The organism is Chloroflexota bacterium, assembly GCA_020850535.1.
Taxonomy (GTDB): domain Bacteria; phylum Chloroflexota; class UBA6077; order UBA6077; family JACCZL01; genus JADZEM01.
This window is the reverse complement of sequence record JADZEM010000092.1, coordinates 22,020-34,104: the sequence shown is the minus strand read 5'-3', so window position 1 is coordinate 34,104 and position 12,085 is coordinate 22,020. Positions and strand designations below refer to the sequence as shown.

Genomic DNA, 12,085 nt, shown 5'->3' with positions numbered 1-12,085 from the left:
GTCCGGGCGATTGCATGTTCATTGGTGTCCCCGAAGCATCATGGAACGGGCGGTCGGGGACTGAAGTCCCCGCCTACACGCATTCAGTCGCTGCGCGACGGCCGCCGGGAACGGCAGGCACTGGTGCGACTGGCGCGTCGCGCAGCGACTGAATGACGGTAGGCGGGGCTTTCAAGCCCCGACGCCGCCGCACGACGACATCAACATGCAATCGCCCTGGTGTGACAAGGATCGTCGTTGCTCGCGCGGGCCTCACACGGTATACTCAGGGGCACCTCGGGCGATTAGCTCAGCTGGTTAGAGCGCACGGTTCACATCCGTGAGGTCCTGGGTTCGAGTCCCCGATCGCCCACCGAGCAGCGGCGGCCCCGCCTTCTGGCGGGGCCGTTTTCGTTCATCAGCTCCAGGGCGGCGGTCCGTCCGCGCTACCGAGGGGCCGGCCATACCTGGTCGAGCTTGGCCGCCAGGATGAAGTCGTTCTCGCTGAGGCCGCCGATGGCGTGTGTCCAGACCTCGGCCACCACCCTGCCCCAACTGAGCAGCAGATCAGGGTGGTGCCCCTCGGCCTCCGCAACGGTCCCCGCTCGGTTGACGAACGCCAGAGCCTTCGCGAAGTCCGAGAACGTATATGTCTTCGTCAGCTTCTTGCCGTCGATCACCCTCCAGCCCCGGACCTGAAGCAGCAGCAGCGAGATCTCTTCGGGCGTGAGCGCGGGGACACCCCCCTCACAGGGTGCACACTGACGGGCCGTGAGCGACTCAGCCATCTCGTCCTCTCCTTCGCAGACAATGGGGCCACCTGGCGACCGGACCATGCCAGTTCCAGGTTGGGGCACACAGGCACGACACTACTCGGCGGATGCTGACTCCGCAGGATCGCGGACGGGGGCCGGGGCCGGGGAGAGCGGCGCAGCGGACAGGCGCTCGGCCACGCCGCTGCCCGCCCGCAACCAGAGCTGATCGCCGGACTGGAAGACCGCCGTCGCCCGTTGGGCGTTGGTGATGGCCGGCAGCCCGATCTCGCGCAGGATGACCGAGCCGTGCGAGAGATCGCCGCCCGTCTCCACCACGACCCCCGCGACCAGCCCGAACGTCGGGATCCAGCCAGCATCCACCGAGCGGGCCACCAGCACGATGGACTCGGACTCCAGCTCGGGCGGCAGCGACGTGCTCGGCTCGCTGAGCACCCAGGCCCGCCCCAGCACGTCGCCGCTGGCAAGGCTCAGCCCGCGCACCACCGGTCCCTGCGCCGCGTCCTGGCGGCCCGACCGGTACTGCTCCAGGTCGTCGGATCGGCGAATCAGGTCCGGCAGGTGATACTGCGACAGCCGCCGGATCTCGGCCCGCCGCTCCACGAAGAACGCCATCCCCGGCTGCCACCCCAGGTCGAGCCGGCGGACCTCGTTCACATCGAGCAGCCACAGCGACTCACGGTCTGGCAGCGCACCACGTCTGACCGCCTCGTCCGCCAGCTCCAGCAGGCGCAGGCGCACCCGCTCGAAGGCGACCATCGCCACCGAGCGCAGGTTCTCGCGGGCACGCATCGCCCGACTGCTCTGCCACCAGAGCGGCAGCGCGGCCGTCCCACGCGCCGTCCGGCGCGGCACAACGGTGCGTGGCGTCTCGGCGTGCGCGACGGCCGCCAGCAGCGGCGCCGGCGACTCCCGAAAACGCGGGCGGGCGATATCGCTCTCGAAAACCCCTCGGTGCCCATGCCGCTTGAGGTAGCGTTGCCACGCCGACTGAAACCGCGTGTCTTTGGGCACCTCGCCACGCGCCACCGTCGCCAGCAGCTCGGGATCGGCCTGCACCAGCGTCCGCAACGGCGCCAGCTCGTCGAAGATCGCCGTGGCGACGGTCCGGTGACGGCTCGTGTGCTCCTCCAGCACCCCGAGCGCCCGCAACGCCGCCAGCGGGCCGCTCATCGCCGCCGCCAACGACATCATGCCGCCGACCAGCGTGGTGTACAGCCATGCGAGCGTCTCGACGCACTCGGTGAACGTCGTCCCCGGCTCCTCGGCGTGGTGGAGGATCTCGCCGATCCGCCGGCGCGTCGCCCCGACCGACGACAGCTGCGCCACGCCCATGCGACCCAGCACCGGCAGGTTCCGCAGCAGGCGCGGAAGGTTCGGGCCGGCCGGGCGGTCGGCCTGTCCACCAATCGAGTCCGTGACCAGCCGCGTCGGCAAGCCGAAGAGGCGCATCATCTCGCTCAGGAGCGACTGGTTGATGTACGGGCGGCCCAGGAACGACTCGATGAATGGGCGGTGGGCCGGCAGCCGTGGATCGAAGCGGCGGTAGTTCGCGAACAGCCGGTCGGCGCAGGACTCGACCAGGCTCGCCATGAAGCGCGAGGGCAGCTCTGGCAGGATCTCCTTGTGGTTGGCGAGCGTAAACGCCTCATCACGGCGCGTCGGGCGGGTGACGGGCCGTAGCTGGATCAGCCAGCAGCGCACGCCGTCGTCGGCCCATTCCACATCCCAGTCGCCCGGGCCGAACACGCGTCGAATATCCCGCAGCAGGGTCTGGAGCCGCACGGCAAACGGCAGGCCTGGCAACAGGTCAGCGGTCCCCGGCGGCGCTTCCCAGCCGCGCAGCCGAGGCAGCAGCACCAGCTCACCGGGCGCCTCGCCGGCGACGAGCCGATCTGCCGTGCCCTTCGTCAGGTTGACAAGGTCATCCTCGTGCTCCTGCTCGGTGAATGCGACGCCAGCGTACCGTGCGCGCACCATCCGCAGCAGCAACACGTCACGCCGAAACGTCCGCGAGGTCCGCTCGGCAGACCGCCAGACATCCTCCAATGCGGCCGTCAGTCGGGCGGGGTCGTGCGGATCGACGTGCAGGTGGCTGGTGAAGTAGCCGGCCAGCGACTGGCGCGGCGTGTCCTCCAGCGAGAAGGTGGAGCGCACGGCGATGGGGCCGTCGAAGCGCGGGAGATCGAGCAGCGCCAGCAGCCGGCGTGGGTCGGTGATCTCGACGCGGTCGGCGTCCCGGCGCGCCATGCCGAGCCGCAACGCCGCGTGCCACGCATCGTCAAGGATGATCAGGCCCGGCGGAACCGGCAGCCCCGCGCGCGCAGCCAGATCGAGCAGGCGACCCTTGCTGCCCACACCCAGGTTCGCGGAGCGTCCCGACCCTAGGAGCACCCAGGTCGGCCCCGTTCGAGACTCACTCACGACCGTACACCTTCTGTTGTCCTGGCAGCATCGCGGGCGTCACCAGCGAGAAGCGGTGCGCCCCGCCACCGTTGCCGTGTACGGCCACCACCATGCTGGCCGGCGCAGACGTGGTCAGCCCCTCGACGGCGGCCTCAGCCACCGCGCCGGCACCCTCGCGCTGCTCCGCCACCCCAGGCGATTCCACATCACAAATCTACCGGTCGGGACGCTCCCAGGCAAGGCCGGCCCAGAACTGGCGCGAGCATCCCCAAACGGAACGCCGTCAGGGTTGTGCACAGCGCCGAGGACAGCTGCCGTGCGGGTGCGTATCGTAGCGGGCAGAGCCGCGTTTCTCCTGGAAGAGGGCCGCTCATCTGCGCCCCGTGGGCGCGGTAGCACTGGTAAGAGTGCGCGCGTATACTGTCGGCAGTTAGCCGACGGTCGGACAAAGGGCGTTCGACCAGGACGTGCCGCTCGCCCCGTGCGCGAGTGGGAACGACGGCTCGACGGCGAGGGAGGGCACCAGGATGACCACTGGCTCATCTCGGGTTTCGCGACGCGGGTTCCTCGGACGCGCAGCTGCCGTGGCAGGCGGCCTCTCGGTTGGCATGATGGGGCTCGAAGTCCCGCGGCGCGTCGCCGCCGCGACACTCGACACGCAGCCACGCGCGGCGGCTGTCCTGCTCCAGAGTGGCGCGTCGATCACGGCTGGCCTGTCCGAGCAGATGCTCACCCTCGACCCGGCGAATCACTACTCGATCTCCGCGACGACCGTCCTACGGCACATCTTCGATCCGCTGGTGGACGTGACCGGCGACAGCCAGTTCGTGCCCGCCCTGGCCGAGTCCTGGGAGATCCTCGACGACATGACCTGGCGCTTCCGGCTGCGCCAGGGGGTCATGTTCCACGACGGCACGCCGTTCGATTCGAGCAGCGTCGTCTACAGCATCACCCGCGTCGCGACGGACACCAAGCTGATCAAGAACTCGGTCTTCGGCGAGATCACCAGCGTCGAGGCCGAGGGGCCGTACAGCGTCATCATCCGCACCCGTACCGCCTTCGGCGCGATGCTCGGGCACCTGACGATGCTCGGGATGCTCCCGGCCAGCGCTGCCGGCCAGGAGGCGTCCTTCTTCGAGCGGCCCGTGGGCACCGGCCCGTACCGCTTCAACGGCTGGACCCGTGGCGAGGTGGTGGACCTCGTCGCCAACCCGAGCTACTGGGTCAGTGGCACGCCGAAGGTCGGGGCCGTTCGCTACCGGTTCATCCCCGAGGTCTCGACCCGCGTGGCCGGCCTGCGGGCCGGCGAGATCGACGTGATCGACCGCATCCCCGCCGACATGGTCTCGACGCTGATGGGCAGCTCGGGCGTCCAGGTGATGACCCGCTCGGCCATCGAGACGCAACAGTGGGTGTTCCAGCTGCAGAATCCGCCGGTGGACAACGTGTTCGTGCGGAAGGCGATCAGCATGGCGATCGACCGCGACACGATCATCAACGAGTTCCACCTGGGGTACGCGCAGGCGGCCACCTGCCCGACGCCGCCCGGCCTGGTTGGCTTCACCAATCTCGGCGCCAAGACCTACGACCCGGCCGGCGCAAAGTCGATGATGGCCCAGGCCGGCATCAGCAGCGCGACCATCGACTTCGTGCTGATGAAGGGCGTGTACCCGAAGCAGCTGGAGATCGCCGAGGCGGTCCAGGCGATGCTCGGCGAGGTCGGCATCACCGTCAACGTCCGCGAGATGGAGGTCGCCGCTGCCCGTGAGGCGCGTACGGCTGGCACCTACCACATGTTCTACTCGGGCTGGGCGCACATGCCGCACGACCCTGACTGGTACTACGGCCAGTGGTACACGGCGAAGGGCGCGGCTGGCCTGAGCCGCTACAACAACCCGACGGTCGAGCAACTGGTGGTCGAGGCGCGCTCCACGAACGTCTCGGTGCGGCAGCAGAAGTACGAGCAGCTGCAGCGGATCATCTGGGACGATGAAGAGGCGACCATCTGGCCGTACTACAGCACGGCGGTCTACGCCACGCGGGATCGCGTCGGCGGCTTCGAGGCGCGCCCCGACTACTACGTGCTGCTCAGCAACGTCACCGTCGGCTAGGACAAGGCATTGAAGCCCACTCCGCCCCGTCATCCCGAGCGGAGTGGCCCATTCGGCAGGCTCAGGGCAAGGCGTGCTCCCTCCACCGTCATCCCAAGCGGAGTGAGCGTGCGCCACCCCTCGTCATCCCGAGCGGCGTTCGCATGCTCCCTCCACCGTGATCCCGAGCGAAGTGAGCATGCGAACGCAGTCGAGGGATCTTCCTCACGCCACAGAAGGAGAAGATCCCACCACTCCGCTCGTTCCGCGCCGCGGTCGGGATGACGGAGGGGTGTGCTCGTTCCTCGCGTAGCTGGCCCTGAGCGTGCCGAATGGGGTCGGGATGACGACAACAAGGAGATTCGTTCCTCGCTTCGGTCGGGATGACACACCTGTGCTGCGCGGCCCGGGCGGTGACGCTTCGGGCCGCGCGCACCATTGGCCGCCGTTCAGGCCGCGCGGCAGACGGCGAGGGCGGAAACCAGGATGCGCGCATACGTACTCAGACGAATCCTCCACTCGGCGTTGACGCTGTTCGGCGTGTCGCTGGTGGTGTTCGGCATCTTGCGGGTGCTGCCCGGCGACCCTGCCAAGATGCTGCTGCCCGAAGGGGCGTCGAACGCCCAGGTCGCCCAGCTCCGCGAGCAACTGGGGCTGGAGGAGCCGTTGTACGTCCAGTACGGCGTCTTCATGAAGAGCATCGCGCTGGGGAACTTCGGCCAGTCCTACCAGTTCAACGCGCCGGCCCGTGATGTCGTGGCCGAGCGTGTCTGGCCGACGATCCACCTGGCGCTGGCGGCCTTCACCCTGACGGTGTTGTTCGGCGTGCCGGCCGGCATCCTGGCCGCGGCCCGCCACCGCACCATTTTTGACTACGGCAGCATCTTCCTGGCGGCACTCGGGCAGTCCCTCCCGAACTTCTGGCTCGGGATCATGATGATCCTGCTGTTCGGGGTGCTGCTCGGCTGGCTGCCAACCTCTGGCTACGAGAGCCCGGCCTACCTCGTCCTGCCCGCGCTCACGCTCGCCGCCTACCCGACGGCGCTCGTCGCCCGGCTGACGCGGTCGAGCATGCTGGAGGTGCTGGGGAAGGAGTACGTCCGCACCGCGCGCAGCAAGGGGCTGTCAGAGCGGACGGTGGTCCTTCTGCACGCGGTCAAGAACGCTGCGATTCCCGTCGTGACGGTGCTCGGGCTGCAGATCGGCGTCCTCCTCGGCGGCGCAGTCATCACCGAGTCGGTGTTTGCGTGGCCGGGCATCGGCAAGCTGGCGGTGGACAGCATCTTCCGCCGAGACTTCCCCGTCATCCAGGTCGTGCTGATCCTGGCGGCCGCCGTCTTCATCGTCATCAACCTGCTGGTAGACCTGACGTATACCGTCCTCGATCCTCGGATTCGATACTCATGACCGCCGTCGAAGCCACACCTACTCCAGAGGTCGTCGCCTCCCGCGCCCGCATCGCGCCGTCTCGATGGCGGGCCGTGCGTCGCGCGTTGCGCCGCAACCCGACCATCCTGATCGGCGGCGCGCTGCTCGTGCTGCTGATCGCCGCCGCCGTGCTGGCCCCGGTCCTGGCGCCGGCCAATCCGACGCAGCCTGGGTTCTCGACGCGCGTGCGCCCGCCGGCCATCCTCGGCACGGCGTCCGGCTTCGTCCTCGGCAGCGACAACCTGGGCCGTGACATCCTGAGCCGCCTGCTCTACGGAGCGCAGTTCTCGCTGATGCTGGCCGGCGTCTCAGTGGTCCTGTCGGGCCTGATCGGCGTGACGGCCGGCCTGATCTCAGGGTACGTCGGCGGCAGGACCGACGACATCATCATGCGCGTCGTGGACGTGCAGCTCGCCTTCCCGATCATCCTGCTGGCTATCGCCATCGTCGCGGTGGTCGGGCGGAGCTTCGGGGCGCTGATCGGCGTGCTGGCGCTCTCGGGCTGGGTCATCTACGCGCGGACCGTCCGCGCCAACGTGCTCTCGCTCAAAGAACTGGACTACGTCGGCGCGGCGCGGGCGCTGGGGGCTGGCGACGGGCGGATCGTGACGTGTCACATCCTGCCGAATACGCTCGCCCCGATCATCGTGGTGGCGACGGTACAGCTTGCCACGATGCTGCTGCTCGAATCGGGCCTCTCGTTCCTCGGCCTGGGCCTGGAGCCGCCGACGCCCTCGTGGGGACGTATGCTGGCCGAGGGCCGCGACTACCTGAGCAACGCCTGGTGGATCTCGACGATGCCCGGCATCGCGATCTCGCTGGCGGTCCTCGGCGCGAACCTGCTCGGCGACGGCATCCGCGACCTGCTCGACCCGAACCTGCGCGGCATGTAGCCCGCAAGCCGTATCATTCCTGCGGAGCGCGAGACGGATGTGGCCCGAGAACTCTGGACGGATAGACTCACGCCAAGACGCGACCGAAGCTGAGCTTGAGGTCGAGGGGCGGATGCACGACGAGTTCCTCACTCGGCTTGAGCGGGACTGGCGGATGTCAGCGATCCCAGAGTCGTTCTATCTTGAAGAGAACGAGAGCATGCGTTCGCGGCGCATGGAATCGGAACGGGCCTCGTTGGCAGCCATGCTTGAAGGTGATCCGGATGAGCATCGTCTCGCCTGGGAAGCCATCAGCGCCGCGCTCGATGATCGCTACGAGCGAAACGATGCGGTGCGCGCGAGCGGATGATTCTGGCGCTTGACAGTGGGCCGCTGGGAATGGCGGTCAATCCACTGGCCACGACCGAGACGCGGCGTTTCCAGCGCTGGCTGGACGGCGCCATCCAACAAGGACACCGTGTTCTGGTCTCAGAGGTATGCGACTATGAGGTCCGCCGCGAACTTGTCCGCATCCAGGCAACCAGGAGCATCGCCCGCCTGGACAGCTTCATTGCGTGGTCGCAGTTCCTTCGGATCACACGAGGGGTCATGCTGAGAGCCGCCGACCTGTGGGCAGAAGCGCGTCGAACTGGTCTCCCAACTGCCGACCCCGCTGCCCTCGACATTGATGTGATTCTGGCGGCACAGGTGCGGTTGTTCTCAGAAGAGATTGGGCAACCAGTGATAGTCGTGACGACGAATGCGCGGCACCTCGCGCGGTTTGTCGAGGCGCGCTCCTGGCAGGAAATCCAGATCGAGACCGACGGCGAGGGATAGCCGTCCTGACGGATCGCCCGGCCAACGTCACGGATACGGCGTCTCCAGCTCGAACGGATAGAGCGGCGTGCGGCGGTTGCGGTAGGCGAAGAACCCGAGGTTCGTCGTCGTGACGCCCGGCGTGTCGGCGAGCACGATCTCCTTCGCCACCCGCGAGTAGGCCGGGCGGGGCGACACGACGCCCTTCGCGATGACCACGCGGTAGCGGGCCGGGTCGATCCCCACCGAATACATCTGCTCCAGGCTGGTGTTCCCGACGCGCTTGCTGGTCAGCAGGATGGTGTGGCCGTCCGTCGTCTCCAGCACCGCCGAGGTTCCGCCGTCGAAGAAGCGCCAGCCGCCATGGGTCGGCAGCGGATCCTCGAACAGGCCATCCGAGATCGCACGGACCGTCCCCGTCACCATGACCGGCTCGCCGTGCATGTCATCCGTCTTGCCGCCGACCGTCATCGTGATCTTCGAGCCAACGCCTACCTCGACGCAGTCGCCTACCGCCTCCGGGTCGTAGAGGGTCTGGAGGTAGCCGCGAATGCCGAGCCGCTTCGCCTCGGCCAGCAGGAACGTCGAGTCCGCCGACGACCCCGCCCCGATGTTGTCGCCCACGTCCATCAGCACAATCGGGCCTTCGGGCTGGGCGTCGGCGTACTGGAGCGCCTCGGCGATCGACGGGATGTCGCCCTGAAGGGCCTCCTTGCGCTCCCAGGCCACATCGGCCATGGCGCGGGCCGCCGACTGCGCCACCTCACGGTCGCCGTCGCTGATGGCCAGGAAGCTCATGCCCATCTCTTCGACGTCGGCGTACGGATACCCCTCCGCGATACTGACCGAGAGGATGCCCGGCCGCCGCATCATCTCCGGCATCGTCTCGACAATGCCCTTCATCGGCTCCTCGCCGGTGTACTGCTTGATGATGTTGACCACCAGCGGCGGCATCTCCAGCACCTGGACCGGGGTGATCTCGCCCTTGATGGTCCGGACGATCAGCTCGGCGCACTCCTCGGCCCGCTCCTTGGCGTCCAGGTGCGGGTTGGTGGCGTAGACCACTGTGACCGTGCTGTGGTCGATCACCTTCTGGGTGACGTTGGCGTGCATGTCGAAGTTCACGCCGATCGGCACGTCCGGCCCGACCACCTCGCGCACCCGCCGCACGATCTCGCCGTCGGCGTCGGGGAACTCGTCGGAGACGGCAGCCCCGTGCTGGGCCAGCAGGACGCCGTCCCAGGGGCCGTTGTCCCGCAACAGTTGGAGCATCTCGTCCACCAGGATGTCGAACGCCCGCCGCGTGATGATCCCGATGGGGCCGGTGGTGGCGAAGATCAGCGGCACGATCTCGAAGCCGAGCTTCTGGCTGGCCGAGAAGTAGCCGGCCAGGGTCGTGGTGGCCGTCGCGTGCTTCTGCCGCAGCTCGTCGCCGCGCAACACTTCCCACATCTCCAGGTCCGCAAGCACCCTGGAGAATGTGTTCGTCTCGTGAGCCAGCCCGAGTGCAGCCAGCCGCATACGGTCGTTCCTCCCCAGGCCGGGCGAAGAGATCGGCCCGGCAATGGCGGCTCCCGGCCCGACGACGCTGCTCGGTGACGTGTGTCGGCGATGACGGGGTCCGCGCTCGGGCGAGATGGTAGCCCGGCCGGCTGCCAGTATGTCAGGCCCGCGCCCGCGGAGAGGACTGACCGAGGCGCACCACGACGTGACACCATCGAGGGCGTCCGTCGCTCACCGGAGCCAGGATGACCGATGCCCAGGTGGTGCGTGTGGCGCGGTCAGTTGCCCCAGGTCACCTCGAGGGTGGGGCGGCCGGCAGCGTTCCAGTCACCGGTGTTCGAGGTCACGAAGTACTTGCCCGAGTGGTATGGCTCGTCCGGTGAATAGAGAACCAGCGCGAGCGGTGATCCTGACGCATAGGCGGTGGCGACGGCCGCGCTCACGTCCCAGGTCCGCTCGACACCCGGCCAGACAATCGTGTCCTTGAAGACCGGAACCACGGCGCGCGAGACGTTCTCACGGGCGAGCGGGGCCGTATTCCAGGTGATGGTCCCCTCGGTCCAGGTCGGATCGGTGGTGGCAACCTGTATGAGCGACGGATAGAGGGTGTCGGATGCGCTGCCCGACCCGCCGAACTGGTGCATGACCAGCCGAGCCGACACGATACGCTTGCCGGATGGCACCGAACCGAGCGGGAAGGTGACGTAGTACTTCGAGAAGCAGGGCCAGTCCCCGATGTCGGACTGGTTTTGCACGTTCATGTCGGTGCGGCCGGCGTAGTTGAAGCTCCCCCACTGGTCGAAATAGACCGGATCAGCCGCACCGCCGCAGTCCGCGCCACCGCCGACCGCGGCGTCTGGCACCGACGTGCCGCCCGTCGTCTGGCGAATCGAGACCGTGCCAGCCGGTGTCGTCGGAGCGGTGTAGGACGGCAGACCGAAGCGGATCTCGCCAGACCACGATGCCTGCGACCGCTGCGCGCCAGCCTGGTCGTCACGGTCGTAGGTGATCACCTCGAGCGGCCAGACCGCGCCGTCCACGGGGGTGGAGAGCCCCAGGCTGGCGAACGGGATCTGGAAAGTGGCAACCCAGCCACGGTCGTCGCTCTGGCTGTCAAACGCCGAGTTGGGTGCGTTGCCACGCCAGCCGGTCGACGTCGTGAATGGAACGGTCGGCACGGACCGCTGGTAGTTGGTACGAGCTTCGAACCAGTTGAGCCCAGAAACGAAACGATACGTTCCTGTCGGGGCGGTGAGGGTGACGCCGACCGCGTCGAACTCCTCGAGGCGGCTGGTCTGGCCGGCAGTATCGTAGCGGAGGTGCATGTCCATGATGTTCGCCTGCACCCAGAGATCCGTCGCGGAGTAGCTGATCCGCACGTCGGTGTAGTTCTCGGACGGGGTCACCCGGCCGTACCAGAAGACGGCAGCCTCCCCTGGGACGAACGATCCGCTGAAGCGCGGAAGGTTGGCCCGCCGGGCGGTCGTCGGGGCCGAGGTGGCCGTTGGCGCCACGGTTGCGGTCGGCGCCGGCGTCACGGTCGCGGTCGGCAGCGGGGTTGCGGTCGGGGTCGGTAGGCCGACGCCGAAGGAGGCGCCACCTCCGACAAAGGTGGTCCAGTCACCACAGGAATCCACGACCGTCACCGGCACGGTCATGGATTGCCCGCCGGCAATCCGACGTGCCGAGAACTGGGCGGAGGTCGTGCCGGCCGCGAACGTGACGGTCACATTGCCGGCGCTGTTGGTCAGCTTGCCCGGCATCGACACCAGGGCGTTCGAGACGGGCGCAAACCGGATCTGGCTGAGCTGGTTGGTCGGCGTCGAGGCTGACGTGGTCGCCGTGACCGTCACCAGCAGCGTTGTGGAGCTTTCTGGCTGGGTCTGCACGCGCACCGGCGGGCGGGGACTGCAGGCTGCCCCGAGTGGTGCGGCCTCAACATCACGATGCTCGCCAGCAGACAATACCTGCAATCCGACGAGCAGCAGGACGACCAGCCCGACCCACGGGGCGCGCCAGCGGTTTGATGAGGATTCCCGCACTACAGCCTCGCTCACGAACGGTAGATCCGTCTTCAGGACTCACAGATTCGTGCGTCCGATCTGGAGCACAGAGTTTAATCAAAATGATCGTCGCCGTGCGGCACAATTCAACAGAGCGTCTCGTCATCTCAGAGCTTCATGCACACACATGTGCGAGGAGAACTGCGTCCATCACG

The 12,085-nt window shown here is 67.9% G+C and carries 10 protein-coding genes and 1 tRNA gene; 6 read left to right on the top strand and 5 right to left on the bottom strand.

Annotated features, from left to right (window positions below):
- Positions 1-278 precede the first annotated feature (278 nt).
- A tRNA-Val gene (locus tag IT306_13325) sits at positions 279-352 on the top strand.
- A 73-nt stretch (positions 353-425) separates the two neighbouring features.
- Here the strand turns inward: IT306_13325 and IT306_13320 are convergent.
- The 3 genes from IT306_13320 to IT306_13310 all read right to left on the bottom strand — a co-directional run bounded on the left by IT306_13320 (position 426) and on the right by IT306_13310 (position 3,348).
- Positions 426-767 carry a 4a-hydroxytetrahydrobiopterin dehydratase gene (locus IT306_13320; protein ID MCC7369403.1) on the bottom strand — a complete coding sequence of 114 codons (342 nt, stop codon included), beginning with the start codon at positions 765-767 and terminating at the stop codon, positions 426-428.
- Positions 768-848: 81 nt separating this feature from the next.
- A complete protein-coding gene (locus tag IT306_13315; protein ID MCC7369402.1) occupies positions 849-3,176 on the bottom strand; it encodes a hypothetical protein in 2,328 nt (775 codons plus the stop codon).
- The gene (locus tag IT306_13310; GenBank protein ID MCC7369401.1) at positions 3,169-3,348 is read right to left on the bottom strand and encodes a hypothetical protein; all 180 of its coding nucleotides are present in this window, start codon (positions 3,346-3,348) and stop codon (positions 3,169-3,171) included. The genes IT306_13315 and IT306_13310 overlap by 8 nt, the downstream gene beginning before the upstream one ends.
- Positions 3,349-3,742: 394 nt before the next feature.
- Between IT306_13310 and IT306_13305 the strand changes: the two genes are divergently transcribed.
- The 5 genes from IT306_13305 (at position 3,743) to IT306_13285 (ending at position 8,385) form a co-directional block, all read left to right on the top strand.
- Complete coding sequence (locus IT306_13305) at positions 3,743-5,269, top strand: ABC transporter substrate-binding protein (GenBank protein ID MCC7369400.1); 1,527 nt, start codon at positions 3,743-3,745, stop codon at positions 5,267-5,269.
- A 465-nt stretch (positions 5,270-5,734) separates the two neighbouring features.
- A complete protein-coding gene (locus tag IT306_13300) occupies positions 5,735-6,655 on the top strand; it encodes an ABC transporter permease (GenBank protein ID MCC7369399.1) in 921 nt (306 codons plus the stop codon).
- Entirely contained in the window at positions 6,652-7,569 is a 918-nt protein-coding gene (locus IT306_13295) for an ABC transporter permease (protein ID MCC7369398.1), read from the top strand. Before IT306_13300 ends, IT306_13295 begins: the two co-directional genes overlap by 4 nt.
- Positions 7,570-7,681: 112 nt before the next feature.
- A complete protein-coding gene (locus IT306_13290; protein ID MCC7369397.1) occupies positions 7,682-7,918 on the top strand; it encodes a hypothetical protein in 237 nt (78 codons plus the stop codon).
- Positions 7,915-8,385: a nucleic acid-binding protein gene (locus tag IT306_13285; GenBank protein ID MCC7369396.1), complete on the top strand. Its 471-nt coding sequence runs from the start codon at positions 7,915-7,917 to the stop codon at positions 8,383-8,385. The genes IT306_13290 and IT306_13285 overlap by 4 nt, the downstream gene beginning before the upstream one ends.
- Positions 8,386-8,412: 27 nt before the next feature.
- On the opposite strand, the gene IT306_13280 is transcribed toward IT306_13285, so the two are convergent.
- Positions 8,413-9,885 (bottom strand): M81 family metallopeptidase, encoded by a 1,473-nt coding sequence (locus IT306_13280; GenBank protein ID MCC7369395.1) that lies wholly within the window; start codon positions 9,883-9,885, stop codon positions 8,413-8,415.
- A gap of 260 nt (positions 9,886-10,145) precedes the next feature.
- The gene (locus IT306_13275; protein MCC7369394.1) at positions 10,146-11,924 is read right to left on the bottom strand and encodes a DNRLRE domain-containing protein; all 1,779 of its coding nucleotides are present in this window, start codon (positions 11,922-11,924) and stop codon (positions 10,146-10,148) included.
- Positions 11,925-12,085 lie beyond the last annotated feature (161 nt).